Source organism: Vibrio sp. 10N.261.51.A4, assembly GCF_041471945.1.
GTDB classification, from domain to species: domain Bacteria; phylum Pseudomonadota; class Gammaproteobacteria; order Enterobacterales; family Vibrionaceae; genus Vibrio; species Vibrio crassostreae_C.
Window position 1 is genome coordinate 1 of record NZ_JBFRPJ010000126.1, and the last position, 24247, is coordinate 24247.

Annotated in this window: 21 protein-coding genes; 5 read left to right on the forward strand and 16 right to left on the reverse strand. The window is 45.1% G+C overall.

The window, feature by feature from the left end:
* Positions 1-56: 56 nt before the first annotated feature.
* The 5 genes from AB4384_RS22705 to rppH are packed head-to-tail and all read right to left on the reverse strand — an operon-like array spanning position 57 to position 5367.
* Positions 57-908, reverse strand: a complete 852-nt coding sequence (locus tag AB4384_RS22705; protein ID WP_017059339.1) for a thymidylate synthase — start codon at positions 906-908, stop codon at positions 57-59.
* A gap of 9 nt (positions 909-917) precedes the next feature.
* A complete protein-coding gene (lgt, locus tag AB4384_RS22710) occupies positions 918-1739 on the reverse strand; it encodes a prolipoprotein diacylglyceryl transferase (RefSeq protein ID WP_017059338.1) in 822 nt (273 codons plus the stop codon).
* Positions 1740-1796: 57 nt separating this feature from the next.
* Complete coding sequence (locus AB4384_RS22715; protein ID WP_372112594.1) at positions 1797-2588, reverse strand: sulfite exporter TauE/SafE family protein; 792 nt, start codon at positions 2586-2588, stop codon at positions 1797-1799.
* 8 nt (positions 2589-2596) lie between these two features.
* Positions 2597-4846 carry a phosphoenolpyruvate--protein phosphotransferase gene (gene ptsP, locus AB4384_RS22720; RefSeq protein WP_372130149.1) on the reverse strand — a complete coding sequence of 750 codons (2250 nt, stop codon included), beginning with the start codon at positions 4844-4846 and terminating at the stop codon, positions 2597-2599.
* 2 nt (positions 4847-4848) lie between these two features.
* Positions 4849-5367: an RNA pyrophosphohydrolase gene (rppH, locus tag AB4384_RS22725; protein WP_017059335.1), complete on the reverse strand. Its 519-nt coding sequence runs from the start codon at positions 5365-5367 to the stop codon at positions 4849-4851.
* Positions 5368-5983: 616 nt separating this feature from the next.
* Between rppH and mutH the strand changes: the two genes are divergently transcribed.
* The gene (gene mutH, locus AB4384_RS22730; RefSeq protein ID WP_032546406.1) at positions 5984-6649 is read left to right on the forward strand and encodes a DNA mismatch repair endonuclease MutH; all 666 of its coding nucleotides are present in this window, start codon (positions 5984-5986) and stop codon (positions 6647-6649) included.
* An 88-nt stretch (positions 6650-6737) separates the two neighbouring features.
* Here the strand turns inward: mutH and AB4384_RS22735 are convergent, their stop codons facing one another.
* From AB4384_RS22735 to xerD, 8 genes are all read right to left on the reverse strand, one after another.
* Entirely contained in the window at positions 6738-7049 is a 312-nt protein-coding gene (locus AB4384_RS22735) for a DUF6482 family protein (protein ID WP_004735016.1), read from the reverse strand.
* 214 nt (positions 7050-7263) lie between these two features.
* Entirely contained in the window at positions 7264-7515 is a 252-nt protein-coding gene (locus tag AB4384_RS22740) for a hypothetical protein (protein ID WP_017059332.1), read from the reverse strand.
* 567 nt (positions 7516-8082) lie between these two features.
* Complete coding sequence (gene vpsR / locus AB4384_RS22745) at positions 8083-9417, reverse strand: cyclic-di-GMP-binding transcriptional regulator VpsR (protein WP_372130150.1); 1335 nt, start codon at positions 9415-9417, stop codon at positions 8083-8085.
* Between the two features lie 271 nt (positions 9418-9688).
* The gene (lysS, locus tag AB4384_RS22750) at positions 9689-11221 is read right to left on the reverse strand and encodes a lysine--tRNA ligase (RefSeq protein WP_017059330.1); all 1533 of its coding nucleotides are present in this window, start codon (positions 11219-11221) and stop codon (positions 9689-9691) included.
* A gap of 98 nt (positions 11222-11319) precedes the next feature.
* A protein-coding gene (prfB, locus tag AB4384_RS22755; RefSeq protein ID WP_100208942.1) for a peptide chain release factor 2 occupies positions 11320-12418 on the reverse strand; the annotation gives its coding sequence in 2 pieces (ribosomal slippage) (positions 11320-12342 and positions 12344-12418; 1098 coding nt in all).
* Between the two features lie 235 nt (positions 12419-12653).
* Positions 12654-14390 (reverse strand): single-stranded-DNA-specific exonuclease RecJ, encoded by a 1737-nt coding sequence (recJ, locus tag AB4384_RS22760; protein ID WP_017059329.1) that lies wholly within the window; start codon positions 14388-14390, stop codon positions 12654-12656.
* An 80-nt stretch (positions 14391-14470) separates the two neighbouring features.
* On the reverse strand, positions 14471-15250 hold the full coding sequence (locus AB4384_RS22765) for a thioredoxin fold domain-containing protein (RefSeq protein ID WP_017062874.1): 780 nt from the start codon (positions 15248-15250) through the stop codon (positions 14471-14473).
* A 26-nt stretch (positions 15251-15276) separates the two neighbouring features.
* Entirely contained in the window at positions 15277-16191 is a 915-nt protein-coding gene (gene xerD, locus AB4384_RS22770; protein WP_017059327.1) for a site-specific tyrosine recombinase XerD, read from the reverse strand.
* Between the two features lie 150 nt (positions 16192-16341).
* On the opposite strand from xerD, the gene fldB reads away from it, so the two are divergent.
* On the forward strand, positions 16342-16863 hold the full coding sequence (gene fldB, locus AB4384_RS22775) for a flavodoxin FldB (RefSeq protein WP_017062875.1): 522 nt from the start codon (positions 16342-16344) through the stop codon (positions 16861-16863).
* A gap of 146 nt (positions 16864-17009) precedes the next feature.
* On the opposite strand, the gene brnQ is transcribed toward fldB, so the two are convergent.
* Complete coding sequence (gene brnQ / locus AB4384_RS22780; RefSeq protein ID WP_017059325.1) at positions 17010-18323, reverse strand: branched-chain amino acid transport system II carrier protein; 1314 nt, start codon at positions 18321-18323, stop codon at positions 17010-17012.
* A 314-nt stretch (positions 18324-18637) separates the two neighbouring features.
* On the opposite strand from brnQ, the gene AB4384_RS22785 reads away from it, so the two are divergent.
* The gene (locus AB4384_RS22785; RefSeq protein WP_372130151.1) at positions 18638-19366 is read left to right on the forward strand and encodes a tRNA1(Val) (adenine(37)-N6)-methyltransferase; all 729 of its coding nucleotides are present in this window, start codon (positions 18638-18640) and stop codon (positions 19364-19366) included.
* A 107-nt stretch (positions 19367-19473) separates the two neighbouring features.
* Positions 19474-20739, forward strand: coding sequence for an ATP-dependent RNA helicase SrmB (gene srmB / locus AB4384_RS22790; protein ID WP_017059323.1), 1266 nt, complete (start codon positions 19474-19476; stop codon positions 20737-20739).
* 133 nt (positions 20740-20872) lie between these two features.
* Here srmB and yaaA read toward each other — a convergent pair whose 3' ends face one another.
* Both yaaA and AB4384_RS22800 read right to left on the reverse strand, forming a co-directional pair.
* Positions 20873-21649, reverse strand: a complete 777-nt coding sequence (yaaA, locus tag AB4384_RS22795) for a peroxide stress protein YaaA (RefSeq protein WP_017059322.1) — start codon at positions 21647-21649, stop codon at positions 20873-20875.
* Positions 21650-21857: 208 nt separating this feature from the next.
* Positions 21858-23285, reverse strand: a complete 1428-nt coding sequence (locus AB4384_RS22800; protein WP_032545312.1) for a sodium:alanine symporter family protein — start codon at positions 23283-23285, stop codon at positions 21858-21860.
* 709 nt (positions 23286-23994) lie between these two features.
* On the opposite strand from AB4384_RS22800, the gene AB4384_RS22805 reads away from it, so the two are divergent.
* Positions 23995-24183 carry a DUF3545 family protein gene (locus AB4384_RS22805; protein ID WP_017059319.1) on the forward strand — a complete coding sequence of 63 codons (189 nt, stop codon included), beginning with the start codon at positions 23995-23997 and terminating at the stop codon, positions 24181-24183.
* Positions 24184-24247 lie beyond the last annotated feature (64 nt).

Genomic DNA, 24247 nt, shown 5'->3' on the forward strand with positions numbered 1-24247 from the left:
TTGTGTATAAGAGACAGGCACAGAGGCAGCCTTTCAATCAAACAAAGCGAGTGAGATTAAACCGAGAATGGGTACTTAATCGCTTCGTGGCATTCGTAACCTTCAACCCAGAAGTCATCCATCGTTACCCATGTTTCCAAATCTTCTAGAGACTTAATCTGAGGATTGATATGGAATGTTGGGCCAGCTAACGGCTCACGCTTTAACTGGATATCACGCATAGGTGCAAGTTGATCTTCGTAAATATGAGCATTTACTAGCTTATGGTAAGCCACGCCAGCTTTCTTACCCGTGATTTGCGCCATGATAGCTAGGAAGACATACACTTGAACCATGTTGAAGTTCAGGCCTAGGGGTACATCGCAAGAGCGCTGAGTGCTGTTTAGGTACAGAGTATCACCAAGTAGTGAGAAGTGATGGCTGTACATACACGGACGCAAACATCCCATGTGGAACTCACCTGGGTTGTAGAAGTTTAAGATCTCGCCGCGGTCATCAATACCGTTAGTTAGATCATCAACAATCTTCTTCAGTTGGTCGATATGACCGCCGTCAGGTTTTGCCCATGCACGTCCTTGAACGCCATAAACACGGCCCATGTCATCTTCACCCTTGCGGTAAGGGTTATTCAGCCATGCTTCATTCAGGTTAGAATTCGCATCCCAAGTTTTAGTCCCTAGCTTACGAAAATCTTCAGCATTGTCGTAACCACGGATATAGCCAAGCAGCTCAGCAACTGCGGCTTTCCAAAAACTCTTACGCGTTGTTACCAGTGGGAATTGGTTATTACCAACATCATATTCAAGGTCAGCATTGATCACGGTTAGGCAACGCTTGCCCGTGCGTTCATTTTCAATCCAAGTACCGTCATCAACGATACGCTGACAGAGATCTAAATACTGTTTCACACCAATTCCTTACTTCGTTTGTTGTGGTAATTCGTCTTTGTAGTGACCACGCTTGTATGCCCACACCATCATCAGCACACCGATGATAACCATTGGCAGTGACAAAATTTGTCCCATAGAGATAAACCCACCGAACAAACCTAGGTGAGCATCAGGTTCACGTACGTATTCTACTAAGAAGCGGAATGTACCATATCCAGCTAGGAATAACCCTGATACAGAACCAAGAGGACGCGGCTTTTTGATAAACCAGTTCAAGATGAAGAACAGCACGATACCTTCAAGCGCCATCTCGTAAAGTTGAGATGGGTGACGAGGAAGTGGACCACCGTTAGGGAACACAATCGCCCATGGCACATCAGTCACACGGCCCCAAAGCTCGCTGTTCATGAAGTTACCTAGACGGCCCATACCTAAACCAAATGGGACGAGTGGTGCAATCATGTCTGCCACGCCAAAGAAGGTGCGACCATTCTTTTTCGCATACCAGAACATTGCGGTGATAACACCCAGCAAGCCACCGTGGAAAGACATACCGCCAGTCCATACCTTAAATAGGTACAGTGGGTCTGCTAGGAAAAGGTCAAAGTTGTAGAAAAGTACGTAGCCAATACGACCACCCAACACCACACCTAGAAAGCCAGCAAACAGTAAGTCTGATACTTGCTCTCGAGTCCAACCACTACCCGGTTGATCAGCTCGGCGATTTGCTAACCAAAGAGCAAACATAAAACCGACAAGGTACATTAGGCCGTACCAACGAACTGAGATTGGTCCTAGTTCAATAAGAACAGGATCGATATTTGGGAACTCGATAAAACCCTGAGACATACTTGGCTCTCTATCTAAATTGATTAACGGTTAGCTCAATGACTAACAGAAAAGACACTACAGCAGCATTGTGGCTGCTATAAACATTAAAAATACCGCAAAGAATTTCTTCAGCACAGGGGTTGGCAATTGAGTGGCCAGTTTCGCACCCACTCGAGTGGTCAAAACTGAGGTACAAGATATCGCGATCAAAGCCGGTAGATAAACATAACCCAAGCTATACGCAGGAAGAGCATCGACAGAAGATCCATGCCAAATGAAACCTAGCATTCCCGAAATCGCGATAACACAACCGCATACCGAAGATGAGCCGACGGCTTTACGCATTTCCACACCGTGATGGTTAAGGAAAGGTACCGATAAAGACCCACCGCCAATGCCCGCTAAGCTTGATACCAAACCAATCCCGCCGCCACACAACACGGTTTTAGCTGAACCCGGCATCGATTTTTGGCTCTTGGAGCGAATCGACAATAGCATTTGCAACGCCAACACCAAAACAATCACACCAAAGACTTTTGGTAAGTATTGAGCTGGAATTACATCGGCCACGAAAGAGCCGAGGAAGCCACCTATCACCACACCTGGCATCAACCATTTAACGACAAACATCTCTACGTTACCCAACTTTAGATGGTTAATCGCAGACGATCCCGACGTAACGATGATGGTTGATAGCGAAGTAGCCAATGCCATTTGCATCGCAAACTCTTGGGGGATACCCGCTTTAGGAAGCAAAAACAGTAAGGCAGGAACAACCAGCAAACCACCACCAATGCCTAGCAAGCCTGCTAAAACACCAACAATAGCACCAAGGCCCGCTAACAAGCCTATCAGTTCATATGACACGTTAAATCCTATTTTTTACCTGCTCGAATGAAGCCTGTAAATTCACGCTCTTCGAAATAGTTCAGCATCATACTATAGATGTCACTACCATACGGTTTTGAAAGTGCCTTATTTGCCAAATCCTGTAATTCAGCCAAGTTCGATTGACGAATCAAATATTTGGTTCTTGCGACATTCGAGGTATTCATACTTAACGTCTCATACCCCAATCCAATCAATAGCAGCGCGCCCATCGGGTCACCGGCTAACTCGCCACAAATACAAACAGGTAATTGATATTGCTTACAAGTATCATGAATTTTTTTTAATGCCATGATCACCGCAGGGTGCATTGATTCATAGACATCGGATACTCGTGAATTGTTCCGATCAACCGCTAATAAATATTGGGTTAAGTCGTTGGTACCGACTGAAACAAAGTCGACCTTATGCGCAATCAGCGGCAGTATGTACAGCATGGATGGCACTTCAATCATGATACCAACGCGAGGCATACGCACTCGGTTATCAAGCTCATGCACTTCATCATACGCTTGTTCAATCAACTGTAGCGCGTCATCCAACTCCTGTGCACCAGAGATCATCGGCAGCAAAATACTCAAGTTATGGCTTTCACAGCTCGCACGTAGCATGGCACGTAACTGAATAATAAAGATGTCAGGATGATCGAGCGTAAACCGAATACCACGCCAACCAAGGAATGGATTGTCCTCTTCGATAGGAAAATACGGTAAGGCCTTATCACCACCGATATCGAGTGTACGCATCACCACTTGTTTCTCTGGGTAGCTTGCCAGTACAGAACGATACTGCTTGAATTGTTCATCCTCTGACGGGAATCTTTGCTGCAACAAGAAAGAAATTTCAGTTCGATACAGCCCTACGCCATCAACGCCTTGGTTGATAGCGATGTTAGTGTCTGCACTTAAACCCGCATTAAGCAGAATCTCGACTTGCTTGTTGTCTTGCGTTTTTGCCGGTAGGTACAGCTCGCGATTGACCATAGAGGAGAGCTCACTCTCTTCTAGAATCAGCCCTCGATATTCTTTGAGCAGGCTTTTAGTCGGCTCAATAAAGATCTCACCGCTATACCCATCAACAATCGCTCGCTTGCCATTAGCTTGAGCTAGGTTGAGGTTTACCCCCATGACGGAAGGTATGCCAAGCGCTCGAGATAAAATCGCTGCGTGCGAGTTCGCCGCCCCTTCCAAGGAAATCACCGCGAAGAGCTTTTCTTTGGGAATAGACGCTAATACCGAAGCGGTTAACTCACGAACCACTAGGATAATCGGCTTATCTAACGTGCGAAGTTCATGTTCAGAGTTGTGGAGGAAATAGAGCAGCCTTTGTCCGAGCTCTCGGATGTCTTGTGCTCTCTCACGAAGATACACGTCCGACATACGAGCAAAGCGATTAGAATAACTCTCTACAACCTGTCTTAGTGCCCAATCGGCTTTATCGCCTTTCTGGATTTGGCTTTTTAGATCCTTACGCAGCATAGGATCGTTGAGTAAGTGAGTAAACAGGTCAAAGATCGCCAACGCATCTTTATTGATTTCGCTATCTAAGCGCTTTCGCATGCGCTTAAAGTCATTGAGGGCGTTTTCAACCGCTACCGCCAACAACTCATGCTCTCTCTCTATATTGAGCGTCGAAGCAGGATAAACATCGGTGAGTTCAGGCTGAGTGTTGTCCCACCATAAGTCACCAATCGCCACGCCCGATGAAGCTGCAATACCTTTAGTAGCCGGTAGCTTCTGTTGCTCTAACAGCCAATGGCCTTGAGTTTGGGCGTGCGCCACAATAACGGCAAGTTGTGCAGAGAGCGTGACAAGGAAGGATTCTTCCATCTCACTAAATAAACGTGGGGTCTTCTGTTGAATGACCAATACACCGAGCACTTGCTTGCGGTGGATAATCGGAGTACCGAGAAAAGAGTGATAGACGTTTTCTCCAAGCTCTGGAAAAAACTTATAAGCAGGGTGAGCAGACGCTTGTGCAAGGTTGATAGGTTCAGCACTTCTTTTAACAAGGCCAACCAGACCTTCGTCAAAACCAATGTGAATGCTATTGCCTTTGAAGATCAGGCCTTGAGTTGCCATCAACTCAAGGCGCTGCATATCATTATTTGCCAAATACACGGTGCAACATTCCGTCTGCATCGCACTGCATGTCTCTTTAACCAAAATATCAAGAGCCGTCGACACATCTTCAACTCTTGATACGTGTTCAACTATTTCCCTTAGTTGACTGAGCATGCTTAACCTCTACGCAATTTGCGCTTTCCTTTTATTTTTCGCTCTTTAAACGGCATTGCTAAAGATGCGAACTCTTTCATCGCTCGACGGTAAACATCTCGCTTGAAAGAAACAACTTGTCGAACTGGGTACCAGTAACTCACCCAACGCCAACCATCAAACTCAGGTGTACTTCCACGCTGCATATTGATATGCGATTCATCGCAATCTAAGCGCAAAAGGAACCACTTCTGTTTTTGTCCAATACAGACAGGTTTAGAATCCCACCGAACCAGTCGTTTGGGTAGCTTGTAGCGTAACCAATGACGACTTGTCGCGACGATCTTTACATCCTTTTTAGTAAGGCCAACCTCTTCATACAACTCGCGGTACATTGCCTGTTCCGGAGTCTCACCTTCATCTATTCCCCCTTGAGGGAATTGCCATGAATGTTGCCCGTATCGTTTAGCCCAGAAGACCTGACCATGGTTGTTACAGATTACAATACCAACATTTAATCGGTAACCATCGCCATCTATCACTGGCCAACCTCTATCTAAATTTTTAATTACTCTGATTTTTCCACATATCCCCAATCGGAGCAAACTTAGTGACGTGATAAGCGCTATATTTATGAATAATAACTAGGAATATGGATAAGTTTTGCTCAAATTCTAGTTACCCACACAATAGTGAGACATAGACCACATTTATTCACCTTTTCTGTGAATAACTATGTGAAGAATTACCCGCAATCGTTTTTTTTAATCCATAGATTCATCAACACCAAAAACAACAAATCAGTCAAAATAATTTTATTATTATATAAATCAGTAAATTAAAATAACATTCTAGTTTTAAAAAACATTAGAAATGTAAAAGATCTTTCAGAAACCTGACATGGTTAAAGATCAACCACTCCGATGTTTATCCACACTACTAAGTGAAAGATTCATTTTGAACCCCATTTGGCAAGCATTTTATCCACCATAAACCCCTGTTTATTTATCCACTAAATTAATATTTCAATTAATTACCTTTATGTCCTGTGGATAACCCTGAGTTTGATCCCTTCTCTCGCAAGGAGATCATTTCTTAACCAGTCGTCATTTGGTGATAACTTCTGATAAAATCATTTTTTTGATCATGCCTTTTATTATGAAACCAGAACCACAAACACAACAAGAGCTGTTAGAGCGCGCGTATGCCATCGCCGGAATGACCTTTAAAGAGCTCGCTGACGAAGCTGAGATGGTGATGCCAAACGACCTTAAGCGTGATAAAGGCTGGGTTGGGCAGCTATTGGAATGGCACTTGGGTGCACCTGCAGGCAGTAAGCCAGAACAAGATTTTGCCAAGCTCGGTATCGAGCTAAAAAGCATTCCGATTAGCTACTCTGGCAAGCCACTCGAAACCACCTTTGTGTGTGTTGCTCCTTTGATGGGTGTGCAAGGCATAACTTGGGAAACCAGCCACGTTCGAAACAAGCTGTCTAAGGTGTTGTGGATCCCTGTCGAGGGAGAAAGAGAGATCCCGCTAGCAGAGAGGCATGTAGGATCCCCATTATTATGGACACCTAGCCAAGCTGAAGACGAACTCTTGAAGCGAGATTGGGAAGAACTGATGGAGTTGATCGTTTTAGGCAATGTTGAACAGATAACAGCAAGACACGGTGAAGCACTGCATTTACGTCCGAAGGCTGCTAACAGTCGTGTGTTAACGGAAGCTTACGGTGCAAGCGGAAAACCTATCAAAACTAAACCACGTGGTTTCTATCTGCGAACTCAATTCACCCATAAATTACTGACAACACATTACGCATAGATCGTTTAATCGAGCCTCGATAGCCAAAACTATCAGTGCGTTAAAAAACAGTCTGGAATTAGAATCAATATCTCGCTACCAACGCCTCTTAATGAGGTTTGAGCGCCAGTTCAATATCACAGTAGCTTTGGCTTGGCTCATTACCAAACTCATCATAGGCGTTGTGTAAGCGAAGATACGCCTTTTCAAAGCCGAGCCGGAGTAACTCCTCTTTCACTTGATCCAAGGATCCAAAGTGAAGCGGCTCGCCGTCTTGCTTTACCGGTTCTAGCTTATGTTTGTACTCCACCGCCAATAGATATTCTGAAATATCAGAACAGCCAATAACGTACACCTTGGGTGTTTGATAAGAGTCTTTGTGCTCTCCATGTAACCACATGTCTAATTGATGCTTTTGCATAGCCGGCCTCCCTTGCTCTATAAAGCTTAGTAGAACTCTTTTCCTTTACTAGATAACGACTTAAAAAAGCACAGATCTCGGCTTAAAAAAGCAAAAAAGAGAAGCAAGCGCTTCTCTTTTTTGGCCAGTTCTAGTTCAAAAGTTTGCACTTTCGACGCCATAACTATCACTGTTAATTATCTTAGGGGTTGAAAGGTGCTATCAACCCCGCAGATTACGTCGGTATTCGCGCACTTAAGACACGACGAAGGTGACGTACTCGACGTTCAATCGTGACGACTTCTGGTTCAGAAAAACCAATCGGTCGACCGTCAGCTTCAAGACCAATATCTCTTAATAAGTGAGTATTGTTCCATGGCAGCTCATATGAACTACGACGAACTTTTCGTTGCCATTCGCGCTCTTCACGACGAAGATCGGCACGGATAAGGACTGTTGCTAATTTTAAATATACTGAGTGACGCATAATAACTCTCCAGTTGTTGAATCAACTGAGGAAAAATAGCGTGTTAGATAGTATGAGGGCTTCTCACTTAGCTGCTATTTTTCCGCAGCCAAATAAGGATACGGATCTATTAGTTAGGTTTATCTTGGGTGTTTCGATCGGCTATGGCTGATGTGAGTGACATATCAGTCACCATGTCAGTACACGGCTCAAACGACGCGCAAATATGCTGTATAAAATCGAAATGTTTCATTTGCGCCTCCAAGCTAACTAAAAAATCCAAAAAAAATGGGGAAGTAAAAGCAGACAAGTCTTTGTTAAATCGTTGCTTTAACGGTTAAAGTCTAACCAAGTGAGTATATTATTCAACCGCTAATTGATTAACATTTTTAAAACAATGCATTCGCCTAAAATATCAGTTGCATATTCATTTACATATAACATATTCACTATGCTTATATAAAATCACAGCATATCTCTCTTAGGGTCTAACTAGAAAACAACGGACTACCCTTCAGAAACAAAAAAGCCACGTAGATACGTGGCCTTTAATTTACGGTGACTGAATAAAGTCATGTAGAGAAGAGTCTAAACAACACCTTCAGAGATTAGGCTGTGTTTATTCAGCAAGCGGTACATCGTCGCTCGTGATACACCGAGCTCTTTAGCCGCCAATGAAACCTGACCACCGTAAGATTCCAATACAATCAGTAACGCATCGCGCTCTGAGCGCTCTCGAATACTCTTCAAGCTTCGGCGTTCATCATTCTGTTTTGGTAAATCCAGTTGGTGATCCTCAATGATCACAGCATCAGACATCAACACAACACGCTTAATCTGATTCATCAGCTCACGCACATTTCCAGGCCAATGGTATCGATTCATCGAACGGATAGCATCGTCTGAGAAGCTCTTCGCTTGAGCATTAAACTCTTTCGAGTACTCACGCAGAAAATGATTCGCCAGTACTGAAATATCGCTCACACGTTCTTTTAAGCTTGGAACATGAATACGCAGAACATTGATATAGTGATAAAGCTCTTCATTGAAGTCGCCCTCGATCAACGCCTTCTCGATATCAGAGGAGTTCGCGGCCAGAATACGCACATCGACAGATTTAGGTCCATTCGCAGTTTCAATCTTACCTTCTTGTAGAAAGCGCAACAGGTTCAGTTGTTGATTGCGTGGCATCGCTAAAACATCATTAAGCAAGATGGTTCCGCCATCGGCTTCTTCCAACAGACAAGGTGCTGCAGCGGGCTGTGCTGAGATACCAAATACCTCGGCTTCTATTCTCATCTCAGATAAGGCACGACAATTGACCGTTAAAAATGGCTTCTGCGCTCGCGAAGAGTTTTGATGAATTGAGCGTGCAATCGTCTCTTTACCAGCCCCACTCTCGCCATAAATCAAGATACTGACATCAGTCGGCCCAATACGCTTTACTTGGTCTCTCAAGCGCTTCACGGCCACAGAATCGCCTAGCAGTCCCATGTTGTTATTGATGCCGTAGTTTGGCCATACCTTCTGCTCAAGCTTAAGCATACCCAGTTGGTGACCAATGGTACTCAGCAATTGAGCATCTGGGATTGGTGCCGTGAAAAAGTCGATACAGAAGTTGACGATAAACTGGCAGATCGTATCAGAGCTTAATTGAGATTCACGGATAAAGGCGAGCCATCTCACCTGCTTGTTATTGCTCACAAGGTTAGCAATACCGTTGAGACTGAACTCATCATGACTAAGATCGACAATACCAATACATGGGCCAATATCAGCAATCAAGGCATCGGCTTTTCGTAAATCTGCACACTGGGTACACTGCCAACCCACTTGTTCTAACACTGATAACCAGGGTTCGTACGCACCACCAACGACGATAAGAGAACCTGGTAAGGAATCCATCTTAAATTGAGTTCCCATCCTTCTTCCTTATTCTATTTTTATTTAAATCAGACTAATACGAGTCACTGCTTCATCGTTCGACAAAATGCCGCGAGAGCGTATTCAGCGCAGAGACGTATAGTAGTGAGACTATCTTAGATTTTATGTCTCAATAGTAAGACTATGTCAGAAATAACGATTTTTCGAATCAAGAGTGCGGTACAGACTAGGTTTTGAAGCCCCAAAACAGAAAAAGCCACCCGAAGGTGGCTTTTTAATTACATAGGCTGTTACGCCCTATAAGCGAGAATTACGCCTGTGGACGCATTGCCGGGAACAAGATCACGTCACGGATTGTGTGCGTGTTTGTAAATAGCATTGCTAGACGGTCGATACCGATACCTTGACCCGCTGTTGGCGGTAGGCCGTGCTCTAGTGCAGTAATGTAGTCTGCATCGTAGTACATCGCTTCGTCATCACCCGCGTCTTTCGCGTTAACTTGCGCTTTGAAACGCTCGTCTTGGTCTTGTGCATCGTTAAGCTCAGAGAAACCATTCGCAACTTCACGGCCACCGATGAAGAACTCAAAACGGTCTGTGAAGAACGGGTTGTCATCGCTACGACGAGCTAGAGGAGAGATGTCCGCTGGGTAGCCAGTGATGAACGTTGGTTGAATTAGCTGAGGCTCAGCCGTTTCACCAAAGATCTCTTCTAGAAGCTGACCACATGTCCAGAACGTTTCTACGTCTACGTGTACAGATTTTGCGATAGCAACCATCTTTTCACGGTCTTGTAGGTCTGCTTCTGTTAGCGCTTGAATCTCAGCGTGCTCAGGGTTGTAGTGTTTGATTGCATCGAACATGCTCATGCGAGCGTAAGTGCCACCGAACTCAACCGTTTCGTCACCGTAAGGCATAGAAGTAGAACCAAGAACGTCCATTGCTGCCGTGCTTAGCATCTCTTCTGTCAGATCCATAAGGTCTTTGTAGTCAGAGTACGCTTGGTAGAATTCCATCATTGTGAATTCTGGGTTGTGACGTGGAGATAGACCTTCGTTACGGAAGTTACGGTTGATCTCGAATACACGGTCAAAACCACCCACCACTAGACGCTTAAGGTAAAGCTCTGGTGCAACACGTAGGTACATGTCGATGTCTAGTGCATTGTGATGAGTGATGAACGGACGTGCAGTTGCGCCACCCGGGATCACGTGCATCATTGGCGTTTCAACTTCTAGGTAGCCTTTCGCGCTCATGAAGTTACGGATTGAAGATACAAGCTTAGAACGCACGATGAATGCATTACGAGAATCTTCGTTCACGATTAGGTCAACGTAACGCTGACGGTAACGCATCTCTTGGTCAGTTAGACCGTGGAACTTCTCTGGTAGAGGACGAAGTGCTTTAGTCAGCAATTCAAACTCTTCCATGTTCACGTAAAGGTCGCCTTTACCTGATTTGTGAAGCGCACCTTTAACACCGATGATGTCACCGATATCTAGGCCTTGGTACTTCTCTTTCAGTACTTTTTGAACGTCTTTCGCTGCGTATGCTTGGATACGACCAGAAGTTTCTTGAATCGCAAGGAATGGACCACGCTTCGCCATAACACGACCAGCGATCGCAACGATGTGGTTAAGCTCTTCTAGCTCTTCCTTAGTCTTCTCACCGAATTCCGCTTGAAGATCGCCAGCTAGGTGCTCACGACGGAAGTCATTTGGGTGACCGTTAGCTTTGCAGTTTTGGCGGATGTGATCCAGCTTGCTGCGGCGCTCAGCGATTAGTTTGTTCTCTTCAGGTGAAGAAGCTTCTTGTGCGTTTTCGTTTTGAACAGCATCAGTCATTAGAGATGTACCCTGCTTTTAAAATTTGGACCGCTATATTTTTGCAAATATAGGCATTTTTACCAATATTATTGGTAAAGCTTAATAGTTGATAAAGCTTACAGACCTGATTTCAGGCTAGCTTCAATAAACTTGTCTAAGTCACCGTCAAGAACCGCTTGAGTATTACGGTTTTCGATGCCGGTGCGTAAATCTTTGATACGAGAATCATCCAGCACGTAAGAGCGGATTTGACTGCCCCAACCGATGTCTGATTTCGTCTCTTCGCTCGCTTGTTTTTCAGCATTTTGTTTTTGAATCTCAAGTTCAAAAAGCTTAGCACGTAGCTGCTTCATCGCTTGATCTTTGTTCTTATGCTGCGAACGGTCATTCTGACACTGAACCACAGTGTTAGTCGGAACGTGAGTAATACGTACCGCTGATTCCGTGGTGTTTACGTGCTGACCACCAGCGCCAGAGGCACGGTATACGTCAATACGTAGGTCAGAAGGATTAATGTCGATCGTAATGTTGTCATCAATCTCAGGATAGATAAACGCAGATGCAAATGAAGTATGACGACGACCACTTGAATCAAATGGTGACTTACGAACTAGACGGTGAACACCAGTCTCTGTGCGTAACCAACCGTAAGCATACTCACCAGAAATACGTACCGTTGCGCCTTTAAGGCCAGCAACATCACCATCCGACACTTCGATAACTTCAGTCTTGAAGCCTTTCGAATCTGCCCAACGTAAGTACATGCGCAACATCATTGAAGTCCAGTCTTGAGCTTCTGTACCGCCCGAACCTGACTGTAAATCGATGTAGCAATCTGATGCATCGTGATCACCAGAGAACATACGACGGAATTCCAGCTTCTCTAGCTTAGCTTCAAGCTCGGCCAGTTCTGGTTCAATTTCATCGAACGTTTCTTGATCTTCTTCTTCAACCGCAAGCTCTAATAGGCCATCAACATCCTCAACACCTTGGTCAAGTTGGTCGATCGTTTCTACTACCGCTTCCAATGCAGAACGTTCTTTACCTAGCGCTTGAGCACGCTCAGGTTCGTTCCATACATCCGGTTGTTCTAATTCTGCGTTTACTTCTTCTAGACGCTCTTTCTTAGCGTCATAGTCAAAGATACCCCCTCAGGATATTTGTGCGCTCAGACACATCCTGCAGACGGTTTTTTATAGGATTGATTTCAAACATTTTAGCTCATCATTTATGAGTAGAATTTAACCGAAGAATTGTACTCAAAAGTGTGACGGAGATACAGAATTTTTTAGAGTGGTGAACCAAGATTCAACAACTTAATGGGATATAAAATTGACAGGCATAAAAAACACGTAAATTTTGTAAGGGCAGGAAGGAAAACAAGCCCTGTTTTTGAACAGAGCTTGTTGAATTTGGCACTATATGATGAGCATTATTGAGCCCAAAATCACTATTTGGCTTCGATATGATCAATCATCAGCTGCAACGATTGGTTGCCGCGAAATTCGTTGATATCGAGCTTAAATGCAAGATGAACGGTTTTTACTGATGCATCAGGCCAGCGACGTAGGTCGACGTTAAAGGCAATACCGTCAATCATCACATTGGTTGGGTGGCCTTTGTAGAGCGGCTCAAGCATCAGCTTAAGGTGCTTTTCACCCACCAGCTTTTGGTGCAGCACTTTAAACTCACCATCGAAGATTGGCTCAGGGAAAGCTTGTCCCCACGGGCCACCTGAACGCAGCGTTTCAGCGGTGTGCATCGAGAACTCTTCTGGTAACAGCTCACCATCAGACAAGATAATGCCCTTCAGTGCTGTTTCTCCAAGTTCATTCTTCACGACATCATTGAACAGCTTGCTGAAGCGTTCAAAGTCCTTTTCCATGATGGTTAAACCAGCCGCCATTGCGTGGCCACCAAATTTAAGAATCAAGCCAGGGTTTTGAGTATCAATTCGGTCCAATGCATCACGCATGTGCAGACCCGGAATTGAACGACATGAACCTTTGATACTGCCTTCGCCGCCATCTGCAAACGCAATCACTGGGCGGTGGTATTTGTCTTTGATACGCGAAGCCAAAATACCAATCACACCTTGGTGCCAATCACGTTGGAATAGTGCCAAGCCAGAAGGTAGGTCGTCTTTACCAAATTCAAGGCGCTCACAAAAAGCCATCGCTTCTTGCTTCATACCCTCTTCGATCTCTTTACGTGTTTGGTTCAAGCCATCTAACTCACTCGCCATTCGACGAGCCGCATGGATGTTGTTACTCATTAGCAGCTCAACACCAAAAGACATGTCGTCTAATCGACCAGCTGCATTGATACGAGGACCAAGAGCAAAGCCAAAGTCAGACGCCACCAAACGCTTAGCGTCTCGCTTAGCAATTTCGATCAAGGCTTGAATGCCCGGACGAGCTTTACCCGCACGAATACGTTGCAAACCTTGATGAACTAAAATTCGGTTGTTTTCATCGAGTGGAACCACGTCGGCAACCGTACCCAGCGCCACAAGGTCAATCAGTTCCATCAACTTAGGTTCTGTCATGCCGCGCTCTGCAAACCAACCCAATTTACGCATGTGAACACACAATGCCATCATCAGGTAAAAAGCGACACCAACCCCCGCTAGGGCTTTCGAAGGAAAAGCACAACTTTCAAGGTTTGGGTTAACCATAGCATCGACCATTGGCAGTTCATTGCCCGGCAAGTGATGATCGGTAACCAGAACCTCTAGCCCTTTCTCTTTAGCAAAGCGAACACCTTCAATTGAAGATACACCGTTGTCGACCGTCATGATCACTTCAGCACCAAGCTCGATTGCCTGTTCAACAACCTCAGGGCTCAAGCCATAACCATCTTCAAAACGGTTTGGTACCAGATAGTCGACGTTAGAGCTGCCGAGCATACGTAACGCTAAAACAGACAGCGCCGAGCTGGTCGCGCCATCGGCATCAAAGTCACCAACAATGATGATGCGTTTTTGCTGCTGAATAGCTTTGAACAACAGCTCAACCGCAGCATCAATGCCGCCCAGTTTTTGATAAGAGTGCAAGCCTTTCGCTGCTGTCTCTAGTTGGTCGGCACTGTCGATTCCACGACTCACATAAATGCGCTTTAACAAGTCAGGTAAGTGAGCAGGTAAGACTGAAATGTCGACCTCAGGACGGCGTTGGATCTCTATCATATAAAAATGGGCCCGATATCAATCAGGCCACTCCTTAAATCAAAAACATGGGGGATAAATTGGCAATACAGAAAACGAGATTATTGCTCTAAACGTTGAAGAAGTTGTGCTGGCGGTAAGTAACCACTCACCAACTCACCACTTGCTAGCACGATAGCCGGTGTGCCATTGATGCCAAGCTCACGACCCAGTTGGTATTGTTTAGCAATGATCTGCTTTTGCTCTGCTAGGTCTTTACCAGACGCTGGCATTTGACGGTTTACTTTAGCGTCATGCATCGCTGTTTTTGGATCATCTGACGCCCAGATTGCTGCCATTTGATCGGCAACTTGCCCTGTCGCACCTTGGCGTGGGTAAGCCATGTAACGAACGGTGATACCCAAATCGTTGTAGCCTTGCATTTGGCTGTGCAGACGAACACAGTAGCCGCACGTAATGTCAGTAAATACCGTCACAACATACTTTTCGTTATCGGCTTTGTATTCAATAACCGTATCCGACATCGCCGCGACTTTTTCAGCATTCAGCGGAGCTTGACGCTCAGCCAAAACATCACTGAACTTTCCGTTTTCATCCAAAGAGTAAAGTGTACCGGCTAGAAAGTGATCGCCCTCTGGAGAAGAAAAAATAATGCCGCTGTTGGTTTGAACTTCTAACAAACCATCGATATCCGAAGGAACAATCTTATCGACCTTAATACCAATTTTTTCAAAACGCTTAGTTAACGCAGCTGTATCAATAGCTTGAGCTGGAGCAGCTTCTACGGCTGTTGATGTTGTTTCTACTTTCGCTTCTGATGCATTACATGCAGTAATCATAAGAGGAAGCGCTAGTAGAGGAAGACGGCGTAATACGCTCATTAAGTTCACCTTAAAAATAAATGGATTTAAGCACGTGGGTGATGCTGCGCATGAATTTGCTTGAGCCTTTCAGTCGCCACGTGAGTATAAATTTGGGTAGTCGATAAGTCACTATGCCCAAGTAACATCTGTACGACCCTGAGATCTGCGCCATAGTTCAGTAAATGCGTCGCAAAAGCGTGTCTCAATACGTGTGGTGACAACAATTCTGTGTCGATACCAGCGACGACCGAGTAGTGCTTAATACGATACCAGAACGTCTGACGGGTCATTTGCTTGGCGCGTTTACTCGGAAAAACCACATCAGAACTGTTTTCGCCAAGTAGATGTGGACGACCCTGTTCAATAAAAGTCTCTATCCAATCCACCGCATTTTCGCCCATTGGTACTAAGCGCTCTTTGCCACCCTTACCAATAACACGCACCACGCCCTGTCTTAGGCTGATGTTTTCCATCGTCAAGCTAACCAGTTCTGTCACACGCAAACCGGTTGCATAGAGTAACTCAAGCATCGCCTTATCGCGAAGCTCAATCGGATCGTTCGGATCTGGCGCATCGAGCAAAGCATCAACCTGTTCTTCGCTCAAATCTTTCGGCAAGCGTTGCGGCAGCTTCGGGCTGATCAACAAGGCACTTGGATCATCGCCTCTGATTTTCTCGCGGTGCAAATATTGGAACAAGCGACGAATCGCCGACAACATACGGGCACGAGAGGTCTGCTTAAAATCGGCGTCGGCTAACCAGCCTTGATAATCCTGTAAACCTGAAAGGCTAATGAAGTCGAGGCGGTAATTGTTCTTTTCCATCCACGCTAATAACTTGGACAAATCGGTACGGTACGAGACAAGCGTATTCTCCGATAATCCTCGCTCCATCCACATAGCATCTAAAAACTGCTCAACGAGACCGTGGTCTGCGCTCTGCCCTTGAGGCGACTGCATAGTGTTACTCACAATATTGGAAACTGTTTTGAGAGTATGCCAGAGCAAATATGAATGCCATAAAAATTACGACTTGAGCGGATAATCGCTGCAATCGAAGTCGATTTATGGTTAGAATTCGCCATCTGAAATTAAAATCGAACGTTTGCTATGAAAATTGGATTATTTTACGGCTCAACCACCTGCTACACAGAAATGGCAGCAGAGAAAATTCGCGGCATTATTGGTGAAGACCTAGTTGATATCCATAACGTGAAAGAAAGCCCTCTTTCATTGATGGCGGACTACGACCTTTTATTGCTGGGCATCTCGACTTGGGACTTCGGTGAAATCCAAGAAGATTGGAATGAACTGTGGGAAGACATCGCAACCACGCCTATGAAAGGCAAGGTTGTGGCTCTGTTTGGTTTGGGTGACCAAGAAGGCTACGGCGAATGGTTCCTAGATGCGATGGGTCTATTGCATGATGAACTGAAAACCGCGGGTGCAGAGTTTGTTGGCTTCTGGCCAAACGATGACAGCTACGAGTTCGAAGCGTCTAAAGCGTTAACCGAAGACAAATCTCAATTCGTTGGTTTGGCGCTTGATGAAGATTCACAATACGAGCTAAGCGACGACCGTATCGCAAGCTGGGTTGAGCAAGTACTGGTTGAGTACAGCGAAAAGCTATAACCAAACAGAAGTACTCCCGGCTAAGTAGCTAACCAAGTAACTAGCTGGATATAAAAAGACCACAGAATACAAAAAGGCCTCATTACTGCGAAGTAATGAGGCCTTTTCTATTTCATCTCGAAGGACAATCTAATCTCAACGGAAGATTAAACAGTCTCTTCAGCCATCTCTTGTTCTGTTGACTTGCCAACAAAGAACATACAGATGATTGCAGCCGTTGTTGGAAGCAACCAACCCATACCGATCTCAAACAGTGGCAGCATCTTAAGTGCAGACACGTCTACACCCGCTACTTTAGCGCCATCAATAAGAGCAAACAGCAGTGACACTAATACCACTACGCGGTAAGCCGCTTTTGGATTAGGGAAACGGCTACGTAAGAATGTCAGAGCAACCAACGCGATAGCGACTGGGTACAGTGCAAACAGTACTGGAACAGACAGAGAAATCAGTTGAGAAAGACCAACGTTCGCAACGGTTGCACAAGCTACACCATTGATGATTACCCAAGTCTTGTAAGACAGAGGCGTTAGCGAGCTGAAGTAATCAGAACATGCTGACACAAGGCCAATCGCCGTAGTTAGACATGCTAATAGTACGATCACAGAAAGCACTAGCTGACCAGAAGGACCAAACAACGATTGAACGTATAGGCTTAAAATAGCACCGCCATTGTCTGCACCAGCTGCGACTGTTGCACTTGTTGCGCCTAGGAAAAATAGAGAGATGTAAACAAACGCCAGACCCGCTGCGGCAATACAACCCGCGCTAATTAGGTACTTAGTCGTCGCTGCACGGTCAGTAATGCCCTTGCTACGAATCGCATCAACAATCAGCATACCAAACATCAAAGAAGCAAAAGTATCCATGGTGTTGTAGCCTTCAAGGAAACCTTTGGTTAGTGGTTGAGTGATGTACTCACCGTGAGCCGCAAGAATATCGCCTTGAGGGTTAACGAATACAGCAATCGCCAGCACAACCAAACCAACGAACAGTGCAGGTGTTAGCACCTTACCAATGACGTCAATAAGCTTACCTTGCGACCATGAGAAGAACATCGCTACTGCAAAAAATGCAATCGAAAAGAGAGTTAGGTGAGCTTGAGAGGCATCGATGAAGAACGGTTTCACCGCCATCTCATAGGCAACAAGGCCAGTACGCGGTGCAGCAAATGCAGGACCGATAATGATAAAGATCAGTACAGCCATGATGGTTGCTGCTTTCTTAGGAAGATCTTTAGTTAAGTGACCCCAAGAGCCACCAGCCACTGCGACCGCGACGATAGTGATTAACGGCAGACCAACGGCAGTCAGCAGAAAACCAGACATCGCTGGAAGGAAGTGATCACCGGCTAATTGGCCAGCTAGAGGTGGGAAGATGATGTTACCCGCACCCAAGAAAAACGCAAAAAGCATAAAGCCCAATGCCATTATATCTGTTAGTTTTAGACTCTGTTTCACAGATAATCCTTAATTATATTTATGAATTTATGTTGTGCTTACATGAATGTTACAGCTCAAAGCTGCCAATCAATCTATAAAATAGTCGCGCATAATGACGAAACAACTGGCTAGCTGCAAGTCACCACACAAAAACACCATATAAATTTGCATATGAGAACAAAAAGCAGTGGATTCCACTAGCTATAGAAAAATAGCCACAATTATAAACTAACCATAATACACAACAATATTTTTCCAAGCAGAACATTGATTCATACAAGCGGTTAACATTAGAGCTAATCACTTAAAATATCTCGATACTCAGAACATTAATGAAAGACAAAACAGTGCAAACTAAAAGCTTCAATTTTAAGCAATTCTCAATTTACGGCGGGAAAAGCGGTATGCCAGTCAGTACCGATGGCGTATTACTTGGCGCGTGGGTAAGCCTGCCACAAAGATCATGTGTACTCGATATTGGAACCGGGACAGGTCTGCTGGCTTTGATGGCTGCGCAGCGTTTTGAAGATGCTTCAATCTCTGCGATAGATATTGATCAACACGCTATTGATGCTGCCACTGTCAATATTGAGCAGTCGCCTTGGCAAAATCGTATCTCCCTTGATCACGGCAGCGTGTTAACAGCCGACTTTCCACAAAGGTTTGATGCGATCATCTGTAACCCGCCCTACTTCAACTCTGGAGAACAGGCGCAGCAAAGCCAAAGAGCCACCGCCAGGCACACCGACAGCTTGGATCATTTAGCGCTTGCCCAGCGTTGTTTCGAGATAACAACCGACGCCGCGACTGCCAGTTTCATCCTACCGACGCCTGAGGGGGAAGGTTTTATCAAGCTTGCCGAGCAATGTGGTTGGTATCTAGCAAAACGCCTTGATGTAAAAACAACAGATAAAAAGCCAGCTAGCCGAATTTTATTCGAGTTATCTAAAGATCCTGCTTGCGAGCAAAATTTGCAGCGCGAATCGCTTACAATTCACCATCAAGGTGGTTATAGCGAAGCATTTATTGCGCTCACTAAAGATTTTTATCTCAAGATGTAGCAAATACCATGTGATCCTAATCACTAATGCTTCTATAATGTCCGACTACTCTTTTTTATCGTCTGCTTTTTGAGGCAGAAACATTTATTGCTTGTGGAGAAACAACAGTGATCAGAACCTTTGCAGAACTCGATCTAAACCAAGAGCTGCTTAAAGCAATTGACGAAATGGGCTACGAACGTCCAACACAGATACAAGCTGAAGCAATCCCACAAGCGTTAGATGGAAGAGACGTTTTGGCTTCTGCGCCAACAGGTACTGGTAAAACAGCATCATTTGTATTGCCAGCACTGCAATACCTACTGGATTTCCCACGTAAGAAATCTGGCCCTGCACGTATGCTTATCCTGACGCCAACGCGTGAGCTAGCAATGCAGATCACCGAACAAGCACGTGAGCTTGCTAAATACACCAGCCTAAATATCTTCACGATCACGGGCGGTGTGATGTACCAAGAGCACGCAGATATCTTAAGTACCACTCAAGATATCGTAGTAGCAACACCTGGCCGTTTGATGGAATACATTGAAGGCGAGCGTTTTGACTGTCGTGCGATTGAATGGCTGGTTCTAGATGAAGCCGACCGCATGCTAGACATGGGCTTTGGTCCTGTTGTTGACCGTCTGTCTGCAGAGTGTCGCTGGCGTAAACAAACTTTACTGTTCTCAGCAACGCTAGAAGGTAAAGGCATTGAAGGCTTCACTGAAGATCTACTGAAAAACCCAGCGGAGATCGATGCGAAATCATCACTTCGTGAGCGTAAGAAGATCACTCAGTGGTACCACCGTGCAGACACAGCAGAGCACAAGCTGAACATCCTAAAGCACGTCATCACAGAGCAAGCTGAGCGCAGCATCGTATTCTTGAAGACGCGTGATCGTCTAGGTGATCTACGAGCTCAACTTGAAAGCGCGCAAATTCCATGTGCGTGGATCCAAGGTGAAATGCCTCAAGATCGTCGTAACAACGCGATTGCTCGTTTCCGTGACGGCTCTGTAAACGTACTACTAGCGACTGACGTTGCTGCTCGTGGTATCGACCTTCCAGACGTAAGCCACGTAATCAACTACGACATGCCACGTACTGCTGACGTATACCTACACCGTATTGGCCGTACTGCTCGTGCTGGTAAAAAAGGTAACGCGGTTTCTATCATTGAAGCGCACGATCAACTAATGATTGAGCGTGTGGCTCGTTACACAGACGAACCAATCAAAGAACGCTTTATTGAAGGCATGCGCCCTACGCATAAGAAAGCGGCCGTGACTAAGAAGAAGAAGCCGAAGAAAGAAGATAAGAAAGCGGTAGAGAAACAAAAAATCGCGAAGAAGAAAAAAATCGCGAAGAAAAAGAAAGCAGCAAAGAAGAAGTAATCTACCAGCTTCAACGATTCAATAAAAAAGCCCCATGCAGTTCGCTGCATGGGGCTTTTCTCTATCTGGCCTGTCTCGGTCTCTAATATTAACTACAGGCTAAAACCGAGAGCTACTCGTTAGCCAAGGACTACTAGTTTTGCTCTTCGCGCTTAAAGACAAGCTCTTTCGCGTTCGACTCTTCTTCAACGAAGTAGTAGCCCGCCGTATCAAACTGGGTCAGCGCCTCAACCGAGTCGATCTTGTTCTCGATGATGTAGCGAGCCATCATGCCACGCGCTTTCTTCGCGTAGAAACTGATCACCTTGTACTGACCGTTCTTGCAGTCTTTGAATACAGGGGTAATCACTTGGCCATCCAAGTTCTTCGGCTTCACGGCTTTAAAGTATTCGTTAGACGCCAAGTTGATCAACACATTGTCGCCTTGAGCATTCAACGCTTCATTCAGCTTGTCTGTGATGATGTTGCCCCAGAACTGGTACAAGTTAGTACCACGAGCATTGGCTAAGCGTGTACCCATCTCTAGGCGGTATGGCTGCATCAAATCTAATGGCTTAAGCAAGCCATATAACCCAGAAAGCATGCGCAGGTGGTCTTGTGCGTAGTCAAAATCTTCATCCGATAGCGTTTCAGCGTCTAGGCCAGTGTATACATCGCCTTTAAAGGCTAGGATTGCTTGGCGTGCGTTGTCTTGGGTAAAGGTCTCGCTCCACTGCTCAAAGCGCGCTACGTTCAACCCTGCGATTTTATCGCTGACTTTCATCAGTGCAGAAATATCTACTGGCGTCAGTTTGCGGCACTCTTCAATCAGCTCAGCAGAGTGTTCAACAAACTCAGGCTGACTAAAGCGTTCCGTCGCTAATGGTGATTCGTAATCAAGTGTTTTGGCTGGAGAAACGACAACTAACATAACTTTACCCTAATCGGTTATCTAACTGGATGCTGCTAGAGTATAGAAAAAACATCAACTTGTCTTTATGACTCTTCCTATTACTTCGATAGGGAGAATGAGCTTCGATAGACAGAATGAGACAAATGACAGGCAAACAAAAAGGCTAAGGTCGAAACCTTAGCCTTTCTAATCACTTTAGGATGAGCCGTTTATCGCTCCAACAAGATTACTTCTTGTTGTTGTCCCAAATACCGTCTTCCAGCTGAGACTTAAGCTCTGGGAAGTCATTCGAATCGAATGTTGGTACTTTACCCGCGTCTAGTTGGCGGTTGTAGTCTTTCGCTAGCTTAATCACGATACCTGATAGCAGGATAATCGCCACCAAGTTAACAATCGCCATTAGGCCCATCGATACGTCAGCCAGTGCCCATACCGTTGGTAACGTCGCTAGAGAACCGAACATAACCATACCCAGAACAACGATACGGAACAGCACTAGGCCCTTCTTGTTGTTGTGCTCAAGGAAGATAAGGTTCGTTTCAGCGTACGAGTAGTTTGCAATGATTGAAGTGAAAGCGAAGAAGAAAATCGCTACCGCTACAAAAATGCCGCCCCATTCGCCCACTTGTGCTGTTAGTGCACGTTGCGTTAGTTCGATACCCGTTACTTCACCGTGTGGTACATACTCACCAGACATCAGGATGATTGCGACTGTTGCTGAACAGATAACAATGGTATCCATGAACACGCCTAGCATTTGCACGTAACCTTGTGATGCTGGGTGCGGTGGGTAAGGCGTAGCAGAAGCTGCTGCGTTTGGCGCAGAACCCATACCCGCTTCGTTCGAGAACAAACCACGTTTGATGCCGTTAATCATCGCTTGTGCGATTGCGTAACCTAGGCCACCCGCTGCTGCTTCTTGCAGACCGAATGCACTCTTGAAGATAAGAGCCAGTACTTCAGGCACTTTCTCGATGTTCGCGAACATCACGTACATAGCGATCGCTAGGTAAGCCAATGCCATGATTGGAACGATGATTTCTGCTGTGCGTGCAATCTTACGGATACCACCGAAGATAACGAACGCAGAGATGATTACGATACCAACACCAACGTAGCTACGCTCAAGGTCGAATGCCGTATTCATTGCGCTTGCAATCGCGTTCGCTTGAACCGCGTTGAATACAAGACCAAATGCAATGATGAGGAAGATAGAGAATAGAACCCCCATCCAACGCATGCCTAGGCCTTTCTCCATGTAGTATGCAGGGCCGCCACGGTAGTTACCGTCGTTATCACGCGTTTTGTATAGCTGTGCCAGTGTGCTTTCTGCAAACGATGTTGCCATACCTAGCATTGCGATTAGCCACATCCAGAAGATAGCACCAGGGCCACCAGCGGTTAGTGCTACAGCAACACCTGCCATGTTACCCGTACCTACACGAGCAGCGAGACTAGTACAAAGAGCTTGGAAAGAAGAGATACCAGCACTGTCTGCTTTACGGCTGTTTCTAAGAACAGAGAACATGTGGCCGAAATGGCGGAATTGAATGAAGCCTAGTCGTACAGTGAAGTAGATACCCACACCAACCAGTAAGTAAACTAAGATAGATCCCCAAAGGAGATCGTTCATCAAATTGATTAAGTCTGTCACGTGAACCTCGTAATTGAGTTTAAGCACCGATCATGCTTCCTAGCCTTCCTCTTAATCGCCTATGCCTCTGTCAATGTTGTGTCGGCACTCTTGTTATATTCTTGCGGCGATTGAGACTGTAAATGTCGCTTCATGCATCCATTTTACGTATCAGTGTATTTTTTGACGGGCGGATAATGCAGCGAGACGGCCTAAAAATCAATATGCAAATACACTTATATTAAAATGACATTTCACTAATAACACACCTTTTGTTAACACAATTTTCAACAATGCAGCCCAATAAAAGTCACATTATCGGGACATAATATCAACAACAGCCACGGCACTACCCCAACAAGAACACCATCCTATAAAAATGACGTCAGCCTAGGTTTTACAAGGTATAGTGAAGATCTTCGTTTTTTTCTAGGCCAATGAGATCCCTATACCGCATGGTACCATGTGCACTTCAATGCATTGTAGTCAAAACGCTATTCCATTCGCACAATGAATTAACATTCAATAACCCCCAATTTAATCGTTTACTTAGGTTTGTTTGCCTGTTTTTTATACATAATAATTCTCACAATGTGTGAGCATGCATAAGAAAATAGAACAAAAGCTTCATGGATTTGAAACAAATGAGAAACAAATCAAAGTTATTGTGAACCTAAATATGATATTTATTGGTTCGTAAGAACTAGTCCCACGGAAGGAGATATGGCTTATGGATAGCTTTCAATTCGATGAAGTATCAGAACTAGAAATGCCTCGTGTAACTCAAAAATCACGCTCGAAACCACTCAAGCGTAAGTGGCGTGAAATCGAAGCCATCAACGATCGTAGGCAGCTTGAGAAAGAGCTGAGAGAGATGAACCTAGGTCTTGATTTTAGCCTTGACGATATAAAACTTTAATCAGCACGATAAGAAATCAGATAGCAAAAGGCACCTATATAGGTGCAATGCCGTTCGGATAAGC

Coding starts and splice junctions, on each gene's coding strand:
- fldB (WP_017062875.1), top strand. CDS start 16,342: ATGAAAATTGGATTATTTTACGGCTCAACCACCTGCTACACAGAAATG.
- ptsP (WP_372130149.1), bottom strand. CDS start 4,846: ATGCTCAGTCAACTAAGGGAAATAGTTGAACACGTATCAAGAGTTGAA.
- AB4384_RS22735 (WP_004735016.1), bottom strand. CDS start 7,049: ATGCAAAAGCATCAATTAGACATGTGGTTACATGGAGAGCACAAAGAC.
- lgt (WP_017059338.1), bottom strand. CDS start 1,739: ATGTCTCAGGGTTTTATCGAGTTCCCAAATATCGATCCTGTTCTTATT.
- vpsR (WP_372130150.1), bottom strand. CDS start 9,417: ATGGGAACTCAATTTAAGATGGATTCCTTACCAGGTTCTCTTATCGTC.
- xerD (WP_017059327.1), bottom strand. CDS start 16,191: ATGCAGTCGCCTCAAGGGCAGAGCGCAGACCACGGTCTCGTTGAGCAG.
- AB4384_RS22805 (WP_017059319.1), top strand. CDS start 23,995: ATGGATAGCTTTCAATTCGATGAAGTATCAGAACTAGAAATGCCTCGT.
- mutH (WP_032546406.1), top strand. CDS start 5,984: ATGAAACCAGAACCACAAACACAACAAGAGCTGTTAGAGCGCGCGTAT.
- AB4384_RS22785 (WP_372130151.1), top strand. CDS start 18,638: ATGAAAGACAAAACAGTGCAAACTAAAAGCTTCAATTTTAAGCAATTC.
- lysS (WP_017059330.1), bottom strand. CDS start 11,221: ATGACTGATGCTGTTCAAAACGAAAACGCACAAGAAGCTTCTTCACCT.
- AB4384_RS22740 (WP_017059332.1), bottom strand. CDS start 7,515: ATGCGTCACTCAGTATATTTAAAATTAGCAACAGTCCTTATCCGTGCC.
- recJ (WP_017059329.1), bottom strand. CDS start 14,390: ATGATAGAGATCCAACGCCGTCCTGAGGTCGACATTTCAGTCTTACCT.
- AB4384_RS22765 (WP_017062874.1), bottom strand. CDS start 15,250: ATGAGCGTATTACGCCGTCTTCCTCTACTAGCGCTTCCTCTTATGATT.
- yaaA (WP_017059322.1), bottom strand. CDS start 21,649: ATGTTAGTTGTCGTTTCTCCAGCCAAAACACTTGATTACGAATCACCA.